Source organism: Ruegeria sp. AD6, assembly GCF_056542325.1.
In genome coordinates, this window is sequence record NZ_JBQFZQ010000006.1 from 154037 (window position 1) to 176948 (window position 22912).

Consider the following 22912-nt stretch of genomic DNA (forward strand, 5'->3'; position numbering starts at 1 on the left):
GGTCGGGAACAACCCTTCACATGATAACAAGTTTCAAAGCGATACTCAGCATGACCAGACCGATAAGGACATCCAGCACCTGCCAGGCCCGAGGACGTGCAAAAAGCGGGGACAGAATTCGGGCCCCGTAGCCAAGGGAAAAGAAGAACACAAAGCTGGACAGAATGGCCCCGACCGCAAAGCTCAGCCGGTCGTCATATTGCGCCGAAATCGAACCGATCAGGACAACCGTATCCAGATAAACATGCGGATTCAGCCAGGTGAAGGCCAACACTGTCAGCAACGCGCTGCGCAGGCTGGTGCGTTGACCATTGCCTGCCTCCAATGCCGCGCCACCTCGCCAGGCCGACAGAAAGCTGCGCAGCCCGTACCAGGTCAGAAACGCGGCCCCGCCGTACCGCATGACGGGTTCGAACCAGGGCATTGCCTTTGCCAACGAACCAAACCCCGCCACACCCGCTGCAATCAGGATCGCGTCAGAGACCCCGCAAGTCAGGCACAGGACAAACACATGCTCGCGCCGCACACCCTGCCGCAGGATGAAGGCGTTTTGCGCCCCGATGGCAAGAATCAGGCTGAAGCTGAGTACAAATCCGGCGATGAGGGTTGTCGACATGGGGCCTCCTGCTGTTGCGAGGCGTTGACTAGCGGTCGCGGGGCGTTCTATCAAATTAAAGATGCTGAAGCGAATTAAATCTGGCTAATGCTGCTTGATCCCAACCATCTGTCGGCTTTGTCCGCCATTCTGCGCCATGGCAGCTTTGATGCCGCTGCAAACGTGCTGGCGGTGACGCCTTCGGCGATCTCGCAACGGATCAAAGCGCTGGAGGATCGCATCGGCGCGGCGCTGATCAACCGGGGGACACCCTGCACCGGCACACCGGCTGGCCTGCGCATCGCACAATATGCCGAGGATATCGGACTGCTAGAGGCGCAGCTGGCCCGCGAGCTCACGCTGGATCAAGGCACCGATCCGGCACGTGTTCGGGTGGCGATTCCGGCAGATGTTCTGGCCACGTGGTTCGTGGGTGCGATGGCCAGCGCACCGGGCTTGCTGTTCGATCTGGTCATCGACGATCAGGACCATTCTGCCGAGTGGCTGCGCCGGGGCGAAGTCAGCGCGGCGATCACCGTGGGCGGCCAGCCGGTCACGGGCTGCGACGCGGTCGAGCTTGGGGCCATGCGATACCTGCCAACTGCCAGCCCGGACTTCATCCGACGCTGGTTTCGCGACGGTGTCGATGCCGAATCCCTCAGCGCGGCGCCCAACCTTGTGTTCAATCGCAAGGACGGGCTGCAAAAGGCGTGGATTGCCGGGCGGACCAGTCGCCGCATTTCTCCTCCGTCACATTTTTTGCCGTCATCCCATGGGTTCGTCGATGCGGCGATTGCGGGGATCGGCTGGGGCATGAACCCCGAACCCCTTGTGCGCGGCCCCATATCAGATGGGCGCTTGCAGCCGATTGTCCCGGACGCGCCGCTGGACATTGCGCTGACCTGGCAGGTCAGGCGCGTTCTGGCCCCGGCGCTGGCCCCGTTGACCCGGGCAGTCAAACACGCTGCTGCCAAAGTCTTGATCTCTGTCGCTGACCGCCGGATAAAAGGGAAACCTTCGGAGTAACTTTATGTTTTCACGCGACGCTCTCAGCTATGATCCCATTCCCCTGCCCGACCGCTGCGATATCACAGACGCACAGATGCAGGAGGCGGCGCAGGCCTTCTATGACAAGATGCGGCAGCGCCACTCGGTCCGCGACTTCACAGATCGAGCGGTTGAAAAACAGGTGATCGAGACCTGCCTGCGTACGGCGGGTTCCGCGCCCTCTGGTGCGAACCATCAACCCTGGCATTTCGCGGCCATTTCCGACCCTGCCCTGAAACAGCGCATCCGCGAAGAGGCAGAAGAAGAAGAGCGCCGGTTCTACGATGGCGGTGCAAGCGATGAGTGGATCAAGGCGCTGGAACCCATCGGCACCGACGCCGTCAAAGAGCACCTGACCATCGCCCCCTGGCTGATCGTGGTGTTCGCCCAGCGCTGGGGTGAGTTCGAGGACGGGACGCGCTACAAGAACTACTACGTTCCCGAAAGCGTCAACATCGCCACCGGCTTTTTGCTGGCCGCCTTGCACCACGCGGGGTTATCCACCCTGACGCACACGCCCAATCCCATGAAATTCCTCAACGACGCTTTGGGGCGTCCGGCCTCGGAAAAGCCCACGATGATCATTGCGGTCGGACACCCGTCGGACAGCGCGACGGTTCCGGCTGTGGCCAAGTTGAAAAAGCCGCTGGAGGAGATTTCCTCCTTCTTCTAAGCAACGCGATCTTGGATCAGGTGCCGGTTGCGCTGCCTGGCGCAACCTGTGCCTCTTTCGGCAAAACCACACGGTAACAGGCCACCGCGGCGATCAAACTGCACAACACGATGAAGGCGACCGCCAGCGACACCTCATGCAGATGCGCAACGCCTGCAAGGGCGGCGGATACGGCAACGGCGGTCAGGCGCACGATGCTTTTGATCGCGGCTGACCCCTGAACGCGCTGCTCTTTGGGCGCGACGTCCAGAAAGTACAGCTTGCGCGCGCTGCTGATCCCGGTCACCGCGACCGTGACGATGAACAACGCAATCGCGTGCAGATGAACCTCGTGATCGATACCAAGATAGTGAAACCCCAGCAGGATGATCCCCGTCGCCGCCACCATCAGCGTTCCGGCCACCATGACCGCGCGATGGGATTTCATGTTCACGATCTGCCACAATGGGGCCGAGACCAGGTATCCCGAGGCCGACGACACAATCATCGCCGTCAGCCCTTTGGCCGAACTGTGATGCGCCTCGGCCGCGATCAGCGCGAAGAAGGGCACAGATAGCGAGACAACCACCAGCGGCATCCGCATGACCAGATAGCGCCGGAACCACTGATGTTGAAACATGCTGAGAACGGATTGGATATTGGCCCTCAGCGACAGTTTCAATGTCGATTTTTCAGTGCCTTTGCCCTGTGTAGCCTGACCAATCTCGGCCATGGCAAGGATCGACAGGCCGGACAGCAGGAAGAACGTGACCGAAACGGCAATAACGGCAGAATGGCGGGAAAATGGCGGGTTGTCCTTGGTGATTTCGTGGACCAGCAGCGCCAGCCCAATTGCGCCCAGACCGCCTGCGCCCAGTTGCAGGTAATGCATCAGCATTCGGGATTTGGACTGAACATGATCCCCGATCAGATCTGTATACATCAGGTTCTGAATTTCATCGAACAAACCGATCAGGAAAAAGATCGAAATGAATGCAACCGCGATCAGGGGTACCAATCCCGTCGCAGCCACAGCTATCGCGATCAAAAGGCAGGCGCCAATCGCAACTTCGGTCAGCGCGATCCCGCGCTTTTTCTGCGTCTGGGCGGCAATGGTTCGGGCCAGGAAAAAATCGGCAATCATGCTGCCAACCATCCGGACCGAGACCAACGCCCCGGCGACGAACATCGGCAATTCAAAAGACACCGCCAGAAACGGCAGAACAACGGATGGGCTTCCCAACGTCCACGCGACCTGGGACAGAATGCTCTGCCCCGCCAAAACCGGAACGTTCCGCCTTGCCAGATCTGATGGGTCTTGTGCCATGCTTGTCAAAATCCCAAGCCACGCAGCCAGCCTGCGCGCCCGTCCCGGTTGCTTTGTCAGGCCCCCAGACTATTGCGTTCCCGTGCCTTGACCAAGCATCCCGTGAAATGCCCGAAACAAAAAAGCCCGGCCAAACTGGCCGGGCCCAACACCAATCGGGTTGAAAGGGTCAGAGCTGCGCCATGACCTCATCAGTCGCTTCGAAATTGGTTGTGACGCGCTGCACGTCATCATCGTCTTCCAGCGCATCGACCAGTTTCATCAGCTTTTGCATGTCTTCCAGACCAAGTTCGGTTGTGGTCGTGGGTTTCCAGACCAGCTTGGTGGATTCGGATTCACCCAGCGCCTCTTCCAGCGCGTTGGACACATCGTTCAAATCGGTATCCGCGCACCAGATGATGTGACCATCTTCCGAGCTTTCGACATCTTCGGCCCCGGCCTCGATCGCGGCTTCGAAAATAGTATCCGCATCGCCGGCGTCCGCCTGATAAACCACCTCACCCTTGCGGTCGAACATGAACCCGACCGAGCCGGTCTCACCCAGATTGCCGCCATTCTTCGAAAACGTCGAGCGCACGGTCGAGGCCGTCCGGTTGCGGTTATCCGTCATCGTCTCGACGATCACAGCAACGCCATTGGGGCCGTAGCCTTCGTACCGGATTTCTTCATAATCGTCGCCTTCACCCGCAACCGATTTCTTGATCGCGCGGTCGATCACGTCCTTGGGGACCGAGTTCGACTTGGCCTCTTTCACCGCCAGACGCAGGCGCGGGTTCTTGTCGGGATCGGGGTCGCCCATCTTGGCGGCCACGGTGATCTCTTTCGACAGTTTGGAAAACAGTTTGGACCGCGCGGCGTCCTGACGTCCCTTGCGGTGCTGGATATTGGCCCATTTGGAGTGGCCTGCCATAATGCGTCCTCGTCATCGTGTTTGCGTATTCGGCGCTCATATAGACGTTTGCGGGGGGCAGGATCAAGAGACCGGCTTGCGAGACGCCCCCTTGCGGGTATGGTGAGCCCATGACGACAGATCAAATCATTCTTTTTGCGCTTTTCATTACTGTTTTTGGGCTGCTGCTATGGGGGCGTTTCCGCTATGACCTTGTGGCCTTTGCCGCCTTGATGGTGGGCGTCGTGCTGGGCGTGGTGCCGGTCGACAACGCTTTTGCGGGGTTCGGGCACCCGGCCACGATCATCGTCGCGCTCGTGTTGGTCGTCTCGGCCGGGTTGGTTCGATCCGGGGCCGTGTTCCTGATCACGCGCACTCTGGTCGATGCCTCGCGCGGTCTGGGGGCGCATATCGCGCTGATGGGCGGGATCGGTGCGGTGCTGTCGGCCTTCATGAACAACGTCGCCGCACTGGCTCTGTTGATGCCAGTGGACATTCAGACCGCACGCAAGGCGGGGCGATCCGTGGGCCTGTCGCTGATGCCGCTGAGTTTCGCGACCATTCTGGGCGGGATGGCAACCCTGATCGGCACGCCGCCCAATATCATCATCGCCTCAATTCGGGCCGAGACGCTGGGTGAGCCCTTCAGGATGTTCGATTTCGCCCCGGTCGGCGGCATTGCCGCCATTGCCGGGCTGGCCTTTGTATCTCTGATCGGCTGGCGACTGATCCCCAACCGGGGCAAGCAGGAAGAGGCGTCCGAGACCCTTGCAGAATATATCGCCGAACTGACCCTGCCGCCTGAATCACCCCATATCGGCAAGCGTGTCAGCGAGCTGTACGAGGCCGCCGAAAAATCCGACGTGGCCATTATCGGCCTGATCCGGGACGGCAAGCGGCGCTATGGCCGCTCTGCCCATGCGACTCTGGCCGAAGGCGACGCGCTGGTTCTGGAAGCCCGCCCCGAGGCGCTGGACGAGTTCCGCGCCGCCCTGAACCTCGATTTCTCGGATACCCGGCGGCAAGAAGTGCTGACCGCCGAAGGCGAAGGGCTTGAGGTTATCGAGGTCGTCGCCACCGAAAGCGCCCAGATCACGGGCCGTACCGCGCAAGGGTTGGGGCTGGCCTGGCGGCAGAGTACGGTTCTGATGGGTATTTCCCGTCAGGGCCGCCGGATCACCGAACAGGTCCGCAAGACGGAAGTCGAGGCCGGTGACATCCTTCTGTTGCTCTGCCCCCGCGACCGCGGAGCCGACGTCACCGAATGGCTAGGCTGTCTGCCTCTGGCACAACGGGGCCTGAACGTGACGGCGAACGAAAAGGCGTGGCTCGCCATTGGTCTGTTCGCAGCTGCCGTTCTGGCCGCCAGTGTCGGCCTGATCTATCTGCCTATCGCTTTGGGATTGGTGGTCATTGCCTATGTCCTGACCAAGATCATGCCCATCAGCGACATCTACAATCATATCGAATGGCCGGTTGTCGTTCTGTTGGGTTCGATGATCCCGCTGGGCAGCGCTTTGGAGACCTCGGGCGGCACCGAGTTGATCGCCAACGCCCTGATCCAACTGACTGGCGGATTGCCCGCTTGGGCCATTCTGACCGTGCTGATGGTTGTGACGATGACACTGTCGGACGTTCTGAACAACACGGCCACCGCCATTGTCGCCGCCCCGGTCGGCATCCAGATGGCCCGCACGCTTGACGTTTCGCCGGATCCGTTCCTGATGACGGTGGCCGTGGCAGCCTCGGCCGCGTTTCTGACGCCGATTGGGCACAAGAACAATACGCTGGTTCTGGGTCCCGGAGGGTATCGGTTTGGCGACTATTGGCGCATGGGATTGCCGCTTGAGATCCTGATCATCACCGTATCGATCCCCGCTATCCTTGTGTTCTGGCCGCTTTGACAGGTAAAGCCAGCCCATGAAACGTTTTCTGATCCTCCAGCTGCGTCCCGAAACCGATGCCTCGGACGCGGAATATGCCTCGATCCTGGACAAGACCGGTCTGTCGCCCGAGCAGACCCACCGCATTCGGCTGGATTGCGAAGATCTGCCCGCGGGGCTGGATGTCACCGACTATGCGGGCATCATCGTCGGCGGCGGCCCGGGCTGCGTCAGTGACGAGCCCGAGACAAAATCCGCGTTGGACGCAAAGATCGAAGGCGCGGTAATGGGGCTGATGCCTCAGATCACGGCGCAAGATCATCCCTTCATGGGCTGCTGCTATGGGCTGGGTGTTCTGGCCGCGCATCTGGGCGGAGATGTCAGCAAAGCCCGGTTCGGCGAGCCGGTTGGTCCATCATCCTGCCGACTGACCGACGACGGCGCATCAGACCCTTTGACAGCCGGGCTGACCCCGGAATTCGACGCCTTTGTCGGCCACAAGGAAGCCGTGCAAGCCCTGCCTGACGGCTGCGTACACCTTGTTGCGTCTGACCCCTGCCCGTTTCAGATGATCCGCTGGGGCCAGAACGTCTATGCCACGCAGTTTCACCCCGAGGCGGACGCAAAGGATTTCGAGCAGCGCATCAATATCTACAAGCACCACGGCTATTTCCCGCCCGAAGACGCGCAACGTCTGATCGATATCTGCAACGCTGCAGACGTCACCCAACCCGGAGAAATCCTGCGTCGCTTCGTCGACCGCTACAAGTGACCCAACGGCGGTATTGCCTGCGGCTTTCAGGCTCGCATAGGCTGATCCGAAACGACTTGGGGAGGAGTTGTTCTTGGATCTGCTTATTAATGTCGGCCTGCCGATCTCGCTGGCCATTATCATGCTGTCGCTGGGCGTCGGGCTTGAAATCGCGGATTTCCGGCGTGTGCTGAGCCGCAAATACCCTTTTGCAATCGGTGCGGCATGTCAGGTCGTCCTTCTGCCAATCGCGGCGTTCACGACCGTCAAGCTGTTCGGCCTGCCACCTGAAATCGCGGTCGGTTTCATGCTGCTCAGCTTTTGTCCCGGCGGTGTGACCAGCAACATCCTGACCAAACTGGCCAAGGGGGACGTGGCCCTGTCGGTCAGCCTGACGGCGGTGATCAGCATCCTGTCGATCCTGACGGTACCCGTTCTTGCGGCATGGTCCATCACGCATTTCATGGGCGAAAACGCGCCCGAGGTTTCGATCAGCGGTCTGGCCATTGCCATGTTCCTGATCACAACACTTCCCGTGGCCATCGGCGTGGGACTTCGCAGGTTTGCAACCGGGTTTGCAAACCGGATCGAAAACGGTTTGTCCAAGCTGGCAACCGTATTGTTCGTTTTGATCGTCGTCGCCGCGCTGGCCGGAAACTGGCAGCTTTTCGTCGATAACCTCGGGATCATGGGTGCGGGCTTGATTTCCCTGAACGTTGCGCTTTTGCTGATCGGGCTGGGGATCGCGCGTGCCGCAAATCTGTCATGGCCCGAGAGTAAAACTGTCTCGGTCGAAACCGGTATCCAGAACTCGACGCTGGGGATCACTCTGGCGGCCCTGATCACCGGTACGGATAGCGGGTTCAGCCCCCTGGCCCTGCCATCTGCTGTCTATGGGATTACGATGTATGCGGTCGTGTTCCCCTTCCTTGTCTGGTTTCGCCAACGCTGAAAGGACTGTTCATGACCAATAACACGGCAGATGCGGTTGTCGTCGGTGGCGGACTGGCGGGATTGGTTGCGGCAGCGGAACTGGGTGATCGGGGTAAAAAGGTGATCCTGCTGGATCAGGAGCCCGAGCGTTTTCTGGGCGGTCAGGCATTCTGGAGCCTTGGTGGGCTGTTCATGGTCGATACCCCCGAACAACGTCGGATGGGGATCAAGGACAGCCACGACCTGGCCTTGCGCGACTGGATGGGCAGCGCGCAGTTCGACCGGGACGAGGACGCGTGGCCGCGCAAATGGGCCGAGTCTTATGTGGAATTTGCCGCCGGTGAAATGCGCCCATGGCTGCACGAGATGGGTCTGCGCTGGTTCCCAATCGTGGGATGGGCCGAGCGTGGCGGGTCATATGCGGACGGTCACGGTAACTCGGTTCCCCGGTTTCACATCACGTGGGGCACCGGCCCGGGCGTTCTGAAACACTTCATTCGCCGCGTCCGCGATCATGTCAGCGCCGGACGGATCGAGTTGAAATTCCGCCATCAGGTCAGCCATATCATCATGCAGAACGGCAGCGCCAAGGGCGTCTCGGGCGAGGTGCTGGCGGATGATACCGCTCCGCACGGTGCCAAAACCAACCGGGATGAGGTGGGTGAGTTCGAGGTCTATGCGCCCTCGGTCATCGTCACCTCGGGCGGGATCGGCGGCAATTTCGAGATGGTGCGCAAGAACTGGCCCCGTGACAGGCTGGGCGAGCCCCCGAAGGACATGGTGGCGGGTGTTCCGTTTCATGTGGATGGCCGCATGATCGCGATCAGCGAAAAGGCCGGAGGGCACGTGATCAATGGCGACCGGATGTGGCACTACACCGAAGGGCTGCGCAACTGGAACCCGATCTGGCCCTCGCACGGTATTCGCATCCTGCCCGGCCCCAGTTCCATGTGGTTCGACGCGCGCGGCAACCGGATGAAACCGCCATGTCTGCCGGGGTTTGACACGCTGGGCACGCTGAAAGAAATCCTGAAAACCGGGTATGACTATAGCTGGTTTGTGTTGACCCAGAAGGTGATCAAGAAGGAATTCGCCCTGTCGGGGTCTGAACAAAACCCCGACATGACCGAAGGTGGCTGGCGCGAGGTGCTGTTCCAGCGCGTCCTGACCGGGTCAAAAGCCACTACCCCGGTCGAAGCGTTCAAGGAACATGGCGAGGATTTCATTGTTGCCAACACGCTAACCGAACTGGTCAGCGGCATGAACCAACTGGGCGGCGGCCTGATCGACGAGGCGCATCTGCGCGCCCAGATCGAGGCGCGGGACAGCCAGGTCGACAACCCCTTTACCAAGGACGCGCAGATTGCGGCGATTCTGGCGGCGCGCAACTATCGCGGCGACAAACTGATCCGCACAGCCAAGCCGCACAAATTCCTCGACCCGTCCAATGGCCCGCTGATCGCGGTCAAGCTGCATATCCTGACCCGCAAGACTTTGGGCGGATTGCAGACCAATCTGGACAGCCAGATGATCGGCGCAGATGGTCAGGTCGTCCCCGGCCTGTTCGCCGCCGGAGAGGTCGCCGGGTTCGGCGGCGGTGGCTATCACGGATATAACGCGCTTGAGGGCTCGTTCCTGGGTGGCTGCATCTTCTCGGGCCGCAACGCAGGCCGGTCCCGGGCCGTGGCGTAAACGCTTAGGGCAGGCGGATGAATTTCAACACCGGCTCGCCATTCTGATCCAGCATGACCAGACTGTCGCCCGCAACGGCATAGGTCGCGACCTGTTGCAGCGCGTCAAAGAACTGGCGTTCCGTCTGCTCGGCCTCGGGCGGGCAGGCCATCAAGGTCGCGGCGATATTCTCGGGGAATTCGATCCGATCCCCAGACATCTGGGCCCGTCCGGTAAACCGGTTGCACCCGCCGCTGCCGCCAAATGCACCATCGGCTTCAAAGGCAAGTTCGGGGCTTTTTTCGGCGTTTAACACGGCCCCGTCGATACCGATGGCGGACCATTTTGTGTTCTCCAACACCGCGGCATCCGGTGTTTGCGCCGGATCGCTGTCACTCTGCGCCATGCTGTGGGTGCCCAACAGGGTCAATACGATTGCACCGGCAACAATGGCCTGACCGATCTTTGGAAAAGGCATCATTCTGTCCTTTTACTTCAAACATTTGAAGAAAAGATTGGGACAGAAACGGGATTTACAAGGTTGCGACGTTGCGTTCGGCAAAACAGCGCCGGTATCACAGCGGCCAGATCAGCGGGATCAGCAGCGAGGCCAGCAGGCCGACCGTCAGGTTCAGCGGGATGCCAACCTTCATGAAATCGGTGAACCGGTAGCCGCCAGGGCCGTAAACCATCATGTTGGTCTGATAGCCGATAGGTGTCGCGAACGAGGCCGAGGCGGCGACCATAACGGCAACAACCAGCGGGCGCGGATCAATGCCCACCGCCTGCGCCAAACCGATGGCAATGGGGGTCACAACCACCGCCACCGCGTTGTTGGACACCAGCTCGGTCAGGACCGAGGTCAGAAGGTAAACCGCCCAGATGATCAGGAAGGGCGGCAGCAGCCCCAGCGACGGCGCGATGGCTTCCACAATCAGCGATACTGCGCCCGAGGCATCCAGCGCCGCCCCGATAGCCAGCATGGCAAAGATCAGCGCCAACAGGCGGCCTTCGACAAAGGAAAACGCCTCATCCGCGTCGATACAGCGGGTCAAAAGGACAATCGCAACCGCAAGGATCGACAGCAACAAAATAGGCGCCACGCCCAGCGCGGCCAGAGCGACGATCCCGATCAATGCGCCAATCGCAATCGGGGCATGGCTGCGGCGGAACGCTCGGGCCGAAGGTTGGCTGACATCGACCATATCCATTTCCGCCGCCAGACGCTGAATATCCGCCGGGGCCCCTTCCAACAGCAGCGTGTCACCAACACGCACCACCAGATCATCCAGCTGTCGCCCGATATTCTGATTCCGGCGATGTACGGCCAGAGTATAGACACCATACCGGCGACGCAGACGCATTGCGCCCAACGTGCGACCGACCATGCGGCATCCGGGGGTGATCAGAACCTCGACAGTTTTTGTCTCAACCGCCGAGACCTGATCAACGCGCTTCAGCTCTTTGTTGCTTTGCAGGCTGAGAAGCTCGGTCATTTCAGTGCGCAGAACCACCCGGTCACCGACGCGCAGCTCGATCCCTTTAAGGTTGCGCCGCAGGGACTCGTCGCCCCGAACCACGTCGATCAGACGTACGCCGGGGCGTTTGAACAGCTGGACCCCAGTGACCTCGCGCCCGATCAGGTTGCTGTCGGGGGGAATGACGGCCTCGGTAAAGAATTTCATCTTTGACCGGTCGCTGAGCAAGGTTGCCATGCTGTCGCGATCCGGTAGCAGGCGCGGGGCGACAAAACGCAGATAGACCATGCCATAAATGACCAGAGCGATGCCCAATGGCGTAACCTCGAAGATCGTGAACGCCGCCATGCCCTGCGCGCGGGCTACGCCATCCACCAGCAGATTGGTCGAGGTTCCGATCAGGGTCAGCGTTCCGCCCAGAATGGCCGCATAACTCAGCGGGATCAGCAGTTTTGAGGCCGGTACGTTCAGCGTGCGCGCGATCTGGACGAAAACCGGGATCATCACGACGACAACCGGCGTATTCGACACAACCGCCGAGGCCAGCACCACAAAAGCCATCAGCAGCCCAATGGCAATGCGCGGGTTCACCTGCGCCTGTTTCTGCGCGGTCGAGGTGAAGGCGTCCAGTGCTCCGGTGCGGACCAGCGCCCCCATGATGATGAACATCGCGGCAATGGTCCATGGGGCCGGGTTCGACAGGACGGCCAGCGCGCTTTGATAGGGCAAGATCCCAGTGACCAGCATCAGGGCAACGCCGCCAATGGCCACAACCTCGGTCGGGTAGACCTCGCGCAGGAACATGACGAACATGCCCGCAACAATCAAAAGCGCCAGAATTGCGCTGCCCGTATCTGTCAGTGTGAGGAATTGCATTCGTGGTATTCTGTCCGAACCCTGGCCCAAGCGCCTGACGGGTAGTTTCCCGCATTGCGCTGGGCAGAGCAAGCCTTTACGGCCCCGCCTGTTCCAACCGCCCACCGACGCGCACCATTCGCACGGATTTTGCGCTGCCGTCCTGATCGTTGGTCTCGACGAACACACCGCTTAGCGTTGCCTCGCCATTCGCCGGGGTAAAGCGGGCCTTGGGCATGCCGGTGATGAAACGGCGCATCGGCTCGATCTTGTCCATGCCAATGACCGAGTCATAGTCGCCGCACATCCCCGCATCCGTCAGATAGGCGGTGCCACCGGGCAGGATCTGTGAATCCGCCGTCGGCACATGCGTATGCGTCCCCACCACAAGGCTGGCGCGCTTGTCGCAGTAATGGCCCATCGCCATCTTCTCGGACGTGGCCTCGCAATGCATATCAACGATGATGGCGTTGGCCTGCCCGCCGCGCGGGTGGGATTTCAGGATCGGTTCAATGGCCGAAAACGGATCGTCAAAGGGCCGTTTCATGAAGACCTGCCCAAGCACCTGAGCCACCAGCACCTTGCGGCCGCCGGGCGCATTGAACAGGCGATGCCCCCGCCCCGGTGCGCCTTTGGCAAAGTTCACCGGGCGCACGATGCGCGGCTCTTTCTCGATGAATTGCAGCATGTCCTTCTGATCGAAGGCATGATCACCCAGCGTCAGACAATCCGCGCCCGCATCCAGCAACAGCTTGGCGTGATCGCCCGTCAGGCCCATCCCGTTCGAGGCATTCTCACCATTCACCACAACGAAATCCAGCCGCCAGTCTTCGCGCAGACGCGGCAGATGCTGCTGGATGGCCGTGCGTCCCGCGCGGCCCATGACGTCACCCAGAAAAAGTATCCTCATGCCAACCGTCCTAAGTGTGGTCAATGCCAAGCACAAGCGGTTAAACTATGGCCATAGAGCGCAAAACTGCATTGGACAGGAGAGATTTATGACCCGCTACCTCATTTCGGTTGCCATGCTTATCCCTCTGGCGGCCTGCGATCAGCCGTCGGAACAATCGACCGAACTTGCCAATCCGGCGGCGACCTACTGCGTCGAAAAAGGCGGGCAGTACGAGATACAGGACAGCGCGGACGGTCAAACAGGGACCTGCACCTTGCCCGATGGCTCAACACAAGATGCGTGGGAGTATTTCCGGGCAGAGAATATGGGTTAGGGTCCGAAACTCAGCACCCGGCTTTCGGTGATGACCATATCCAGCGGCTGATCGGTCGGTTCCAGCGGCAGCCCTTCGGCCTCTTGCGCATCGAAGGCGAAACCTATGGCCAGCGTCGGACGCTTGGCGCGCAGTCCTTCCAGTGTGCGGTCATAAAATCCGCCGCCATAGCCCAACCGGCCACCCTGAGAATCGAAGGCCACCAGCGGGACGATCAGGATCTCGGGGTCGAAATAGTCGTCAACCTCGGGCACTTTTGCCCCAAACGGGCCGTCTTTCAACGCGCCTTCGGGCGTCCAGCGCGAGAACTTGAGCGCCTGACCGGCGGCTTGAATCACCGGAACGCCAACCGGACCATAGGCCGAAGCCTCGGCCATGGCGGGCAGCGGATCAATCTCGGTTCGGATCGGCATGTAGCCCGACAGCGGCACACCGCGGTAGCCAGCCAGAACTTCGGACAGACGCCCGGCGGCGGCGGGCAGGCGCGCGTCAAACGCAGCTTTGCGGCGGGCGAACGCTGCTTTGCGCGCCGTAGCCTTGATTTCAGTCAGATCGGTCACAAAAGCACCACGCTGGCCAGCCCCAAGAAGATAAAGAACCCCATGACATCCGTTGTGGTTGTCACAAAGGTCCCCGATGCCAGAGCTGGGTCAACGCCCATTCGGTCCAGCAAGACCGGTACTACCGTACCCGCAAAGCCCGCGATGATCATGTTCACGACCAAGGCTGATCCAATCACGACGCCCAGCAGCGGCGAGTCGAACCACAGCATCCCAACCGTCCCCAGAACGATGGCAAAACACAGCCCGTTGAGCATGCCGACCAACAGCTCTCGCCGGATCACACGCCCCACGTTTGAACCGGTCAGGTCGCGCGTGGCCAACGCCCGCACCGCAACGGTCAGCGACTGCGTACCCGCATTGCCGCCCATCGAGGCCACAATCGGCATCAGGATCGCCAGTGCCACCAGATGATCAATCGCCGCCTCGAACTGCGAAATCACCAGCGAGGCACAAATGGCCGTACACAGATTCACCGCCAGCCACGGCAGACGCCGACGACTGGTCGCGGCCACACTATCCGACAGAGAGCTTTCGTCGCTGACACCGGCCAGACGCAGGATGTCTTCCTCGTGTTCCTCATCCAGAACCACCATGGCGTCGTCGATGGTGATCACCCCGACCAAACGGCCATCGGCGTCAACCACGGGGGCCGAGATCAGGTGGTACTGGTTGAACGCATAGGCCACATCCTCTTCGTCCTGATCGACGGGAATGATGTGGAATTCCTCCTCGGCCAGATCCAGCAACGGAACCTCGCGCCGCGTCGCCATCAGCTTGCCCAGCGTGACCTGCGCAATGGGTTTCAGGCGCGGATCGACCAAAACGACGTGATAGAACTGCTCGGGCAGGTCATCATTGGCGCGCATGAAATCGATGGCCTGCCCTACGGTCCAATGCTCGGGCGCCATGACGACCTCGCGCTGCATAAGGCGACCGGCCGAGCTTTCGGGGTAGGACAGCGCCTGCTCTGCCGCCAAACGCTCGGAATCTTCCAGCGCGTCCAGAATGGTCTCCTGCTGGGGTTCCTCAAGGTCTTCCAGCAGGTCAACGACATCGTCGCTTTCCATGTCCCGCACCGCTTCGGCCAGAACATCCGGCTTCAGAACACCGATGACCTCTTCCCGGACGGCTTCATCAAGTTCCGACAGAATGTCGCCGTCGAATTCCTTGTCATACAGACGGATCAGGCGGGCGCGGTCATAGGGGTTGATCTGTTCCAGAAGGTCGGCGATGTCGGCGGCGTGCAGCGGCTCCATCAACTCGATCAGCTGGGACCGATCTTCCACATCCACCGCATAGAGAATCGCCGCCACGGTTCGGCGGTCCAGCGCATAGACGTCTTCGTCGGTGGCAGAGTCGGCTACGGGATCATCAAAGCCTGTCGTCATGTGCTGCTCCCGCTTATTTTGCCATTGGCCCTTAATTAGAAGAAGCAGCTACCGGAAAACAATGACAATGCGCCGATTTACCCACATCTTTCGCACGCCTATGCTGATCAACGGTCTCAAACAGCTAGGGAACAGGGCGAATGGCGCAAAAGACGCTTTTGAAAGGGCGCGTTCTGAGTTTCGACGGATCGCCGTTTGAAGGGGAGCCAACCGACGCGACCCGGCTGGACGAAGCCGTTCTGATCGAAGACGGGCGCGTTCAGGCCGTCGGCGCGCTGGACGCGCTGAGCAGCGCGCATCCGGATGCCGAAACGCGGGACTATGGCAACCATCTGATCATGGCGGGCTTTGTTGATCCCCACGTTCATTATCCGCAAACCGCAATGATCGCCAGCTGGGGCAAACGGCTGATCGATTGGCTGAACACCTATACGTTCCCCGAAGAGATGAAGTTCGGCGACACGGGCTATGCGACTGAGATTGCCAACCGCTATCTCGACCTGACAACGGCACATGGCACGACGACCATGTGCAGTTTCTGCACGATCCATCCCGAAAGCGTCGATGCGTTCTTCTCGGTCGCTCAACAGCGCGGCCAGCGGGTCGTCGCGGGCAAGACCTGTATGAACCGCAACACCCCCGAAGGGCTGCAGGACACCGCGCAGACAGCCTATGACCAGTCCGAGGCCCTGCTGGAGAAATGGCACCGCGTGGATCGGTTGTCCTACGCGATCACGCCGCGCTTTTCGCCCACCTCGACGCCCGAACAGCTTGAGGCATTGGGGGCGCTATGGGCCGAGCATCCGCATTGCCTGATGCAAACTCATCTGAGCGAGCAGACTGACGAGATCGAGTGGGTCCGGTCCCTGTTCCCCGACGCGCGGGATTATCTGGACACCTATGAGAAATTCGGCCTGCTGGGTCAGAACGGCTTGTATGGCCACGTCATCCATTTGGAAGACCGCGAGCGCGACCGACTGCGCGAGGTGGACGCGGCGCTGGTGCATTGCCCGACTTCAAACACTTTCATTGGCTCGGGTCTTTTTGACATGAACGGGCTGATCCATGACGGCCACCGGGTCGGGCTGGCCACCGATACGGGCGGCGGGTCCAGCTTTTCGATGCTGCGCACGATGGCCGCCGCTTACGAGATCGGCCAGTTGCGCGGCCGACCCCTGCACCCGGCGCAGTTGCTGTGGCTGGGTACAGTCGGCTCGGCGCGAACACTGCGGATGGAGGATTGCATCGGCAATATTGCTCCGGGGATGGAGGCGGATCTGATTGTGATCGACCTTGCCTCGACCCCGGCGATTGCCCAGCGTGAGGCCCACGCAGATGATCTGTGGGAGGCCGTGTTCCCGACCATCATGATGGGCGACGACCGCGCCATTGCCGAGGTCTGGATCGGAGGCACGCAAGCCGCTTGCTGAATGCGCCTGCGGCGCATGCCTCCGGCGGGGATATTTTTAGCCAGATGAAGGGCGGATCCCGCTATTGTGCAAGCGCGCGCGCCAGACGGTTTTGGGTTTCGATGGCGCGTGGCAGGTCGATTGTCGTGATTTGGCCGCCCCTCACGATCTGACGTCCTTCGACAAACAGATGTTTGACCTGCATCGGTCCGGCCAGCAGCAGGGCCGCCGGATCCCAACTGCCCGCGCTTTCGATGCAGCGTGTATCCCACACCGCGATGTCGGCCCGTTTGCCCGGCATAAGCCGCCCGCAATCGGGCCGTCCCAGCACATCCGCGCCGCCTCGGGTCGCGATCTCAAGCGCTTCGCGGGCGGACATGGCGTCGGCCCCATTGGCGACACGTTGCAACAACATGGCCTGCCGCGCCTCGAGCATCAGGTTGCCGTTGTCGTTGCTGGCCGACCCGTCCGCGCCCAGACCAACTTTCAAGCCCTGATCGCGCATGGTTCGCACCGGCGCGATGCCCGAGCCGAGACGGCAATTGGAGCACGGGCAATGGGCGACGCCTGTTCCGGTTTTCGAGAACAGGTTGATTTCGGCCCCGTCCAGCTTGACGCAATGGGCGTGCCAGACATCGGGACCGGTCCAGCCCAGATCCTCGGCATATTGTCCGGGGCGACAGCCGAATTGCGCCTGGGAATAGGCGATATCCTCGTCATTCTCGGCCAGATGGGTGTGCAGCATGACGCCCTTGTCCCGCGCCAGCAAGGCCGCATCGCGCATCAGATCGCGGCTGACCGAGAAGGGCGAACAAGGTGCGAGGCCGACGCGGCACATCGAACCTTCGCTGGGGTCGTGAAACGCATCGACTACGCGGATCATGTCGTTCAGGATGTCACTTTCAGCCTCGACCAGACTATCCGGCGGCAGGCCGCCATCGCTTTCGCCGATGCTCATCGCGCCGCGGGTGGGGTGAAAGCGCAGGCCGAGTTCCGAGGCGGCGGCAATCGTATCCTCAAGCCGCGCGCCATTGGGATAGAGGTACAGGTGATCGGAACTGAGCGTGCAGCCGGACAGCGCCAGCTCTGCCAGCCCGATCTGGGCCGAGGTAAACATCTCATCCGGCCCGAAGCGGGCCCAGATCGGGTAGAGCGTTTGCAGCCAGCCGAACAGCAATGCGTCCTGTCCGCCCGGAACCGCGCGGGTCAGGGTTTGATAGAGGTGGTGATGCGTGTTCACCAGCCCCGGCGTCACCACGCAGCCCTTGGCATTGTGCACTTCGCCTGTTGTCGTCAGCCCATGGCCAAGCTGCGCGATCTGGCCGTCGCGGATCAGAAGATCCGCACTGGTCAATTCGCGGCGGTCGTCATCCATGGTGAGGATGGTATCGGCGTTTTTGATGAGAATTTCGGTCATATCAGCACTCCTGCATCTGCCCGTCTCATGCAAGGAGTGTGCGGCCGGTGGAAAACGGGCGTAAGAACCGGCTGCTGCTTACTGTAATTGCAGGCCCGGCAAGCGGCAACCAATTTCAGTGGTTGCGCAGAATCTGCAAGGCTGCGGCGTGGATCTCGGCGTTGGCGGCGGCCAAAGCGCGGCCGCCACTATGGGCCGGCCCGCCCTGCCAATCGGTGACAATGCCGCCAGCGGCTTCGATCACAGCAATCGGTGCCTGGATGTCATAGGAATTCAAACCGGCTTCGATCACCAGATCCGCCTGCCCTGCCGCCAACAGAGCGTAGGCGTAGCAGTCCATCCCATAGCGCGTCAGCTTGACCTGTTTGGATACAGCTTCGAACCCCGCGCGATCCTGCGCCGTGCCGACCTCGGGGAAAGTTGTGAACAGGATTGCCTCGTTCAGCGTTTTTGTTTTGCGTGTCGCCAGATCAGATGTGCCCAACGGGCCCTTCAGTTGCGCTATGTCCGAGGATCCCATGAACCGTTCGCCGATATAGGGCTGATCGACCACACCCAGGAATGGCCCATCCGCTGTGCCCAGCGCGATCAGAACGCCCCAGGTCGGTGTGCCGCTGACGAACCCACGTGTGCCGTCAATCGGGTCCAGAACCCAGACGCGTCCGCTGCTGCCTTCGGTCTGGCCGTATTCTTCCCCCAGAATCCCATCATCCGGGCGGTGACGGCTGAGAACCTCGCGCATTGCCTGTTCCGCAGCGCGGTCCGCAACGGTGACCGGGTCGAACCCGTCTTCCAGCTTGTTCGAGGTTTCAAGATCGTGTTGGCGAAAATGCGGAAGAATAGCCGCGCGCGCCGCGTCGGCCATTGCTTCGGCTACATCCATGTCGGTCAAAGGCGTCTGGTGCATGGGCCACTGGTGCGGCCAACGCCCGGCAGAGTCAAGCGATCAGGCGACGTCGCTGAGAACCCGTGCCAGTTCAAACAGACGGCGGCGCTGGTTTTCCGGGATTGCGTAGTAAGAGCGCACCAGATCCAAGGCTTCCTTGTCCCCCATCAGGTCAGCAGGCACCGATTTCTTGTCCGACGGGCTTTTTTCTGCTTCTTCGAGACCTTCAAAGAAAAAGCTGACCGGAACGTCCAATGCCTCGGCGATGTCCCACAGGCGGGATGCGCTGATTCGGTTGGCTCCGGTTTCGTATTTCTGGATTTGTTGAAACTTGATACCAACCTGCTGCGCCAATTGCTGCTGGGTCATCCCAATCAGCCAGCGGCGATGCCGAACGCGCTTGCCCACATGGACATCGACGTGATGAGTCATTGGTATTCTCCTTTACTACACAAACATCTGTACGGGATTGCGCGACGTCCGTGATCGCAACCTTAGCGAGCGGGCCTTAACCACTCCCTAACCTGGATCGTGCCACCCCCCGATTACAGCACTAGGTGCCTATATTGCTGCTTTTGGAATTTTTTTCAAGCTGGTTGAGTCATGCACCCGACATGGTGGTTTGTGGTTGTGTCCCTTTGGACCCTACACCATTGGTTGTATTCGACGGGCCGATTATTCCCGACGTGGCGTGCATATTGACAAGCGACGCGCGACGCGCGCCTATTTCCGCAAATCAAGGGGCGGTCAATCTATGCTGGCATATCGTGTTCAATCCGACGGCGCAGTCGCGCAATTGTGTGAGGTCGAGGTTCCGGCCCCGTCTGCGGGTCAGGTGCGCGTTGCCATCAAGGCCTGCGGGCTGAATTTTGCAGACCTGCTGATGCAGAAAGGCACCTATCAGGACACCCCCAAGACTCCGTTCACGCTGGGTCTGGAAATTGCCGGGGTGATCGAGTCGGCTGGCCCGGACATCACGCATCTCAAACAGGGCGACCGGGTCGCGGTTTACTCGGGTCAGGGTGGTTTGGCCGAGTTCGGGGTATTTGACGCAGATCGTGTGATCCCCCTGCCCGACACGACCAGTTTCGAGGATGCCGCTGCGATCCAGATCGCCTATGGCACCAGCCATCTTGCGCTGGATCACCGGGCCCGGCTGCAACCGGGCGAGACCTTGCTGGTCACCGGTGCCGCGGGCGGGGTTGGTCTGACGGCTGTCGAGGTTGGCAAGCTGATGGGCGCGACCGTGATCGCTCAGGCGCGGGGGGCCGAAAAGCTGGCCGTTGCAAAAGATGCGGGTGCGGATCACCTGATCGATGCATCCGAGGATCTGCGTGAAACCGTCAAAGCACTGGGCGGTGCGGACGTTGTTTACGACGCCATTGGCGGCGACGTATTCAAGGCGGCCTTTCGCGCCACCAACCCTGAAGGTCGCTTGCTGCCCATTGGATTTGCCGGTGGCGAGGCTCCGCAAATCCCGGCCAATCATCTGTTGGTCAAGAACCTGACCGTGATCGGGTTTTACATCGGCGGCTATCTCAGCTTTCGCCCCAAGATCGTTCAGGACAGTTTCAAAACGCTGTTTCGCTGGCACAGCGAGGGCAAGATCAAACCGCATATCAGCCACACCCTTCCTCTGGCGGCTGTGGCAGAGGGGATGCAATTGCTGAAAGAGCGTAAATCCACCGGCAAGATCGTTATCACGATCTGAGCGCGCCTACCCGACGACCGCCCGCAACTGACTGCCCCCCAACATGCGGAAGTTCTGACGCACCAGTTGGGCCAATGCCTCGACAACCGGGTCACGCCCCGAATCGCCGCCGTAGAGGTTGATCATATGCGCGGGCAAGTCCGGAAGCGCACCGCCCGAGTCGATCTGTTCCAGATGCGCGGCCTCGGTCCCGTCCAGCATCGCGTGAACGGCCAGATCGGCGCTGACTGTGGCCTCGATGGTCCGGTCGTTTTCGGTTTCCACGGACAATTCCCATGGGATACCCGCCGCGTCCAGCGCCGCGATCACCTGCGGGCGGAACAGACACCGCCGCCCCAGCGCCAAAGGCAATGGGTTTTTACGCCAGGCAGACCCGCCCGGCGCGCCGATCCAGCGTAGCGGCAGTTCGGCAATCGTCTCAGCCCCGTCCGTCGATGACGGTTCGGTGGTCAGGATCACATCACACTCACCGCGCTTGAACATATCCTTCAACTGGAGTGAGTAGGACGAGACCAATTGCACCCGCACGCGTGGGAAGTCGGCATTGAACCGTTGCAGGACACGGGGAATCGCCGGGTAGACGATGTCATGGGGCACGCCCAGCACCACTTCGCCCTCAAACGCCTGATCAGTGAGTTTCGAAATCACCTCATCATTCAACGCAATCATCCGTCGGGCATAGGCCAGCAATTGCTCGCCCGAGGCTGTCAGCGCAATGGTCCGTCCGCTGCGGTCCAGCAGTTCAAGGCCCAGAAGCTCCTCCAACCGTTTCAACTGCATTGAAACTGCGGATTGGGTCAGGTGAAGGAATCCGGCTGCGCGGGTTACACCACCCTGATCTGCCACGGCCACGAAAGAGCGCAGGGTTGTAATGTCCAGATTTCGCATCTTCACGATTCCTTATGGGTTACATCATAAATATTCGTTTTCAAAATATGACATGCTTTGCCATATCAATCAAGGAAGTTGATCGATGGCGACAAATCCATCGAAAATCGCAGAAAGGACAATTGCTATGACCCAAATTGCAATCCATCACAGCTGCAAACCCGCCAAACGCTCGTTCGTTTCCTTGGTGCTTCAGGCGCTTTCGGTGAAGCGTCAGCGTCGCAAACTGGCACAACTGGACGATGCCGCGCTGAAAGACATTGGCATTACCCGCGCCGAAGCCTCGGCAGAAGCGGATCGGTTTTTCTGGGACGCGCCGCAAATCTGGAAAAGATGACCTGGATAGTCATGTTTTCCCGAGCGATTGGTGACGCAGTGTCGCCTGTCGCTCGTTTTGTTGGGTGTTTTCGTCGGTTTTCCGCCGGAAAGTCTTGAAACACAGCCATTAGTTGCCGATATTTGAGGGGAAAACCGCCCCGCCCTGTCGGGGCGTTCTAACAGGACGATAAGGGAGACCCTTTGATGGCACAATTCGACACGATCCGGACGGTATCCGGCGCGCGCGCCGCCGAGATTGATCAGGGCCTGCGCGCCCATATGAACAAAGTCTACGGCACAATGTCCGTCGGCATGCTGATCACGGCGCTGGCCGCGTGGGCAATTGCCGGTCTTGCCGTAACCAGCGATCCGACCAATGCGGTCGCCCAGATCGGCGCTGATCGCTATCTGACCAGCCTTGGTGGCACCCTGTTCCTGACGCCGCTGAAATGGGTTGTCATGTTTGCCCCGCTGGGCTTCCTGCTGTTTGGCTGGGGCGCTTTGATGCGGCGCGGTTCGGCTGCGGCTGTGCAACTGGGCTTTTTCATCTTCGCGGCCGTTATGGGCGTTTCGATGAGCTCGATCTTCATGGTCTTTACGCCCTACTCGATCACGCAGACCTTCCTGGTGACAGCAATCGCATTCGCCGGCCTCAGCCTGTACGGTTACACCACCAAGCGTAACCTCAGCGGCATGGGCACCTTCCTGATGATGGGCGTGATCGGTCTGCTGGTTGCCATGATCATCAACCTGTTCCTGCAGTCGGGCGTGATGATGCTGGCCATCTCGGCCATCGGCATCCTGATCTTCGCCGGTCTGACCGCGTTCTATACGCAGGACATCAAGAACACCTATGTGGCACACGCCGCACATGGCGATCAGGAATGGCTGGACAAAGCTGCCTTTGATGGAGCGCTGAGCCTGTATATCTCGTTCCTGAACATGTTCCAGTTCCTGCTGATGTTCATGGGGCAACAGGAATAACGACTGCAAGGCAAGACAAATACGATGGGCCGGTCAGTGAC

General features: G+C 60.4%; 23 protein-coding genes. 11 read left to right on the forward strand and 12 right to left on the reverse strand.

Going from position 1 to position 22912, the window contains the following annotated elements:
* Positions 1-16: 16 nt before the first annotated feature.
* A complete protein-coding gene (locus tag ACR0KJ_RS13990) occupies positions 17-616 on the reverse strand; it encodes a LysE/ArgO family amino acid transporter (RefSeq protein WP_480626957.1) in 600 nt (199 codons plus the stop codon).
* A gap of 87 nt (positions 617-703) precedes the next feature.
* Here ACR0KJ_RS13990 and ACR0KJ_RS13995 point away from each other — a divergent pair, with 87 nt between their 5' ends.
* Both ACR0KJ_RS13995 and ACR0KJ_RS14000 read left to right on the forward strand, forming a co-directional pair.
* Positions 704-1621, forward strand: a complete 918-nt coding sequence (locus ACR0KJ_RS13995) for a LysR family transcriptional regulator ArgP (protein WP_480626958.1) — start codon at positions 704-706, stop codon at positions 1619-1621.
* A 4-nt stretch (positions 1622-1625) separates the two neighbouring features.
* Complete coding sequence (locus ACR0KJ_RS14000) at positions 1626-2315, forward strand: nitroreductase family protein (protein WP_170624376.1); 690 nt, start codon at positions 1626-1628, stop codon at positions 2313-2315.
* A 16-nt stretch (positions 2316-2331) separates the two neighbouring features.
* Here the strand turns inward: ACR0KJ_RS14000 and ACR0KJ_RS14005 are convergent, their stop codons facing one another.
* Positions 2332-3621 carry a permease gene (locus ACR0KJ_RS14005; protein WP_480626959.1) on the reverse strand — a complete coding sequence of 430 codons (1290 nt, stop codon included), beginning with the start codon at positions 3619-3621 and terminating at the stop codon, positions 2332-2334.
* 169 nt (positions 3622-3790) lie between these two features.
* Positions 3791-4531: a YebC/PmpR family DNA-binding transcriptional regulator gene (locus tag ACR0KJ_RS14010; protein ID WP_170519960.1), complete on the reverse strand. Its 741-nt coding sequence runs from the start codon at positions 4529-4531 to the stop codon at positions 3791-3793.
* A gap of 110 nt (positions 4532-4641) precedes the next feature.
* Between ACR0KJ_RS14010 and ACR0KJ_RS14015 the strand changes: the two genes are divergently transcribed.
* The 4 genes from ACR0KJ_RS14015 to ACR0KJ_RS14030 all read left to right on the forward strand — a co-directional run bounded on the left by ACR0KJ_RS14015 (position 4642) and on the right by ACR0KJ_RS14030 (position 9769).
* On the forward strand, positions 4642-6414 hold the full coding sequence (locus tag ACR0KJ_RS14015) for an SLC13 family permease (protein WP_480626960.1): 1773 nt from the start codon (positions 4642-4644) through the stop codon (positions 6412-6414).
* Positions 6415-6430: 16 nt separating this feature from the next.
* Positions 6431-7165 (forward strand): glutamine amidotransferase, encoded by a 735-nt coding sequence (locus ACR0KJ_RS14020; protein WP_480626961.1) that lies wholly within the window; start codon positions 6431-6433, stop codon positions 7163-7165.
* A 73-nt stretch (positions 7166-7238) separates the two neighbouring features.
* Positions 7239-8096 carry a bile acid:sodium symporter family protein gene (locus ACR0KJ_RS14025; protein ID WP_170519950.1) on the forward strand — a complete coding sequence of 286 codons (858 nt, stop codon included), beginning with the start codon at positions 7239-7241 and terminating at the stop codon, positions 8094-8096.
* A gap of 11 nt (positions 8097-8107) precedes the next feature.
* Positions 8108-9769 carry an FAD-binding dehydrogenase gene (locus tag ACR0KJ_RS14030; RefSeq protein ID WP_480626962.1) on the forward strand — a complete coding sequence of 554 codons (1662 nt, stop codon included), beginning with the start codon at positions 8108-8110 and terminating at the stop codon, positions 9767-9769.
* Between the two features lie 4 nt (positions 9770-9773).
* Here ACR0KJ_RS14030 and ACR0KJ_RS14035 read toward each other — a convergent pair whose 3' ends face one another.
* From ACR0KJ_RS14035 to ACR0KJ_RS14045, 3 genes are all read right to left on the reverse strand, one after another.
* Complete coding sequence (locus ACR0KJ_RS14035; RefSeq protein ID WP_480626963.1) at positions 9774-10229, reverse strand: META domain-containing protein; 456 nt, start codon at positions 10227-10229, stop codon at positions 9774-9776.
* A 94-nt stretch (positions 10230-10323) separates the two neighbouring features.
* Positions 10324-12102, reverse strand: coding sequence for an SLC13 family permease (locus ACR0KJ_RS14040; RefSeq protein WP_480626964.1), 1779 nt, complete (start codon positions 12100-12102; stop codon positions 10324-10326).
* A 76-nt stretch (positions 12103-12178) separates the two neighbouring features.
* On the reverse strand, positions 12179-12991 hold the full coding sequence (locus tag ACR0KJ_RS14045; protein ID WP_480626965.1) for a TIGR00282 family metallophosphoesterase: 813 nt from the start codon (positions 12989-12991) through the stop codon (positions 12179-12181).
* An 88-nt stretch (positions 12992-13079) separates the two neighbouring features.
* Between ACR0KJ_RS14045 and ACR0KJ_RS14050 the strand changes: the two genes are divergently transcribed.
* Complete coding sequence (locus ACR0KJ_RS14050) at positions 13080-13307, forward strand: DUF333 domain-containing protein (RefSeq protein WP_170519934.1); 228 nt, start codon at positions 13080-13082, stop codon at positions 13305-13307.
* Here ACR0KJ_RS14050 and ACR0KJ_RS14055 read toward each other — a convergent pair.
* On the reverse strand, positions 13304-13867 hold the full coding sequence (locus ACR0KJ_RS14055) for a 5-formyltetrahydrofolate cyclo-ligase (protein ID WP_480626966.1): 564 nt from the start codon (positions 13865-13867) through the stop codon (positions 13304-13306). The two genes, ACR0KJ_RS14050 and ACR0KJ_RS14055, sit on opposite strands and share 4 nt — an antisense overlap.
* Complete coding sequence (gene mgtE, locus ACR0KJ_RS14060) at positions 13864-15258, reverse strand: magnesium transporter (RefSeq protein WP_480626967.1); 1395 nt, start codon at positions 15256-15258, stop codon at positions 13864-13866. Before mgtE ends, ACR0KJ_RS14055 begins: the two co-directional genes overlap by 4 nt.
* 140 nt (positions 15259-15398) lie before the next feature.
* Between mgtE and guaD the strand changes: the two genes are divergently transcribed.
* Positions 15399-16688 (forward strand): guanine deaminase, encoded by a 1290-nt coding sequence (gene guaD, locus ACR0KJ_RS14065; protein WP_480626968.1) that lies wholly within the window; start codon positions 15399-15401, stop codon positions 16686-16688.
* A gap of 61 nt (positions 16689-16749) precedes the next feature.
* Here guaD and ACR0KJ_RS14070 read toward each other — a convergent pair whose 3' ends face one another.
* The 3 genes from ACR0KJ_RS14070 to ACR0KJ_RS14080 form a co-directional block, all read right to left on the reverse strand.
* Positions 16750-18084: an 8-oxoguanine deaminase gene (locus tag ACR0KJ_RS14070; RefSeq protein WP_480626969.1), complete on the reverse strand. Its 1335-nt coding sequence runs from the start codon at positions 18082-18084 to the stop codon at positions 16750-16752.
* Positions 18085-18199: 115 nt separating this feature from the next.
* Positions 18200-18991 (reverse strand): histidinol-phosphatase, encoded by a 792-nt coding sequence (gene hisN / locus ACR0KJ_RS14075; protein WP_480626970.1) that lies wholly within the window; start codon positions 18989-18991, stop codon positions 18200-18202.
* A 39-nt stretch (positions 18992-19030) separates the two neighbouring features.
* Complete coding sequence (locus ACR0KJ_RS14080) at positions 19031-19402, reverse strand: helix-turn-helix domain-containing protein (RefSeq protein ID WP_170454946.1); 372 nt, start codon at positions 19400-19402, stop codon at positions 19031-19033.
* A gap of 322 nt (positions 19403-19724) precedes the next feature.
* On the opposite strand from ACR0KJ_RS14080, the gene ACR0KJ_RS14085 reads away from it, so the two are divergent.
* Entirely contained in the window at positions 19725-20681 is a 957-nt protein-coding gene (locus ACR0KJ_RS14085; RefSeq protein ID WP_480626971.1) for an NADPH:quinone oxidoreductase family protein, read from the forward strand.
* 6 nt (positions 20682-20687) lie between these two features.
* Here the strand turns inward: ACR0KJ_RS14085 and ACR0KJ_RS14090 are convergent, their stop codons facing one another.
* Entirely contained in the window at positions 20688-21569 is an 882-nt protein-coding gene (locus tag ACR0KJ_RS14090) for a LysR family transcriptional regulator (protein WP_480626972.1), read from the reverse strand.
* Between the two features lie 127 nt (positions 21570-21696).
* Here ACR0KJ_RS14090 and ACR0KJ_RS14095 point away from each other — a divergent pair, with 127 nt between their 5' ends.
* Positions 21697-21906: a YjiS-like domain-containing protein gene (locus ACR0KJ_RS14095; protein ID WP_170454952.1), complete on the forward strand. Its 210-nt coding sequence runs from the start codon at positions 21697-21699 to the stop codon at positions 21904-21906.
* A gap of 185 nt (positions 21907-22091) precedes the next feature.
* Positions 22092-22871, forward strand: a complete 780-nt coding sequence (locus ACR0KJ_RS14100; protein ID WP_170454955.1) for a Bax inhibitor-1/YccA family protein — start codon at positions 22092-22094, stop codon at positions 22869-22871.
* Positions 22872-22912 lie beyond the last annotated feature (41 nt).

Bases quoted from the DNA above. Each gene is read 5' to 3' on its own strand.
- ACR0KJ_RS14045 (WP_480626965.1), bottom strand. From the start codon at position 12,991: ATGAGGATACTTTTTCTGGGTGACGTCATGGGCCGCGCGGGACGCACG.
- ACR0KJ_RS14005 (WP_480626959.1), bottom strand. From the start codon at position 3,621: ATGGCACAAGACCCATCAGATCTGGCAAGGCGGAACGTTCCGGTTTTG.
- ACR0KJ_RS14100 (WP_170454955.1), top strand. From the start codon at position 22,092: ATGGCACAATTCGACACGATCCGGACGGTATCCGGCGCGCGCGCCGCC.
- ACR0KJ_RS14010 (WP_170519960.1), bottom strand. From the start codon at position 4,531: ATGGCAGGCCACTCCAAATGGGCCAATATCCAGCACCGCAAGGGACGT.
- hisN (WP_480626970.1), bottom strand. From the start codon at position 18,991: ATGCACCAGACGCCTTTGACCGACATGGATGTAGCCGAAGCAATGGCC.
- ACR0KJ_RS13995 (WP_480626958.1), top strand. From the start codon at position 704: ATGCTGCTTGATCCCAACCATCTGTCGGCTTTGTCCGCCATTCTGCGC.
- ACR0KJ_RS14030 (WP_480626962.1), top strand. From the start codon at position 8,108: ATGACCAATAACACGGCAGATGCGGTTGTCGTCGGTGGCGGACTGGCG.
- ACR0KJ_RS14035 (WP_480626963.1), bottom strand. From the start codon at position 10,229: ATGATGCCTTTTCCAAAGATCGGTCAGGCCATTGTTGCCGGTGCAATC.
- guaD (WP_480626968.1), top strand. From the start codon at position 15,399: ATGGCGCAAAAGACGCTTTTGAAAGGGCGCGTTCTGAGTTTCGACGGA.
- ACR0KJ_RS14040 (WP_480626964.1), bottom strand. From the start codon at position 12,102: ATGCAATTCCTCACACTGACAGATACGGGCAGCGCAATTCTGGCGCTT.
- ACR0KJ_RS14000 (WP_170624376.1), top strand. From the start codon at position 1,626: ATGTTTTCACGCGACGCTCTCAGCTATGATCCCATTCCCCTGCCCGAC.
- ACR0KJ_RS14090 (WP_480626972.1), bottom strand. From the start codon at position 21,569: ATGCGAAATCTGGACATTACAACCCTGCGCTCTTTCGTGGCCGTGGCA.
- ACR0KJ_RS13990 (WP_480626957.1), bottom strand. From the start codon at position 616: ATGTCGACAACCCTCATCGCCGGATTTGTACTCAGCTTCAGCCTGATT.
- ACR0KJ_RS14020 (WP_480626961.1), top strand. From the start codon at position 6,431: ATGAAACGTTTTCTGATCCTCCAGCTGCGTCCCGAAACCGATGCCTCG.
- ACR0KJ_RS14095 (WP_170454952.1), top strand. From the start codon at position 21,697: ATGACCCAAATTGCAATCCATCACAGCTGCAAACCCGCCAAACGCTCG.
- mgtE (WP_480626967.1), bottom strand. From the start codon at position 15,258: ATGACGACAGGCTTTGATGATCCCGTAGCCGACTCTGCCACCGACGAA.
- ACR0KJ_RS14070 (WP_480626969.1), bottom strand. From the start codon at position 18,084: ATGACCGAAATTCTCATCAAAAACGCCGATACCATCCTCACCATGGAT.
- ACR0KJ_RS14015 (WP_480626960.1), top strand. From the start codon at position 4,642: ATGACGACAGATCAAATCATTCTTTTTGCGCTTTTCATTACTGTTTTT.
- ACR0KJ_RS14080 (WP_170454946.1), bottom strand. From the start codon at position 19,402: ATGACTCATCACGTCGATGTCCATGTGGGCAAGCGCGTTCGGCATCGC.
- ACR0KJ_RS14085 (WP_480626971.1), top strand. From the start codon at position 19,725: ATGCTGGCATATCGTGTTCAATCCGACGGCGCAGTCGCGCAATTGTGT.
- ACR0KJ_RS14050 (WP_170519934.1), top strand. From the start codon at position 13,080: ATGACCCGCTACCTCATTTCGGTTGCCATGCTTATCCCTCTGGCGGCC.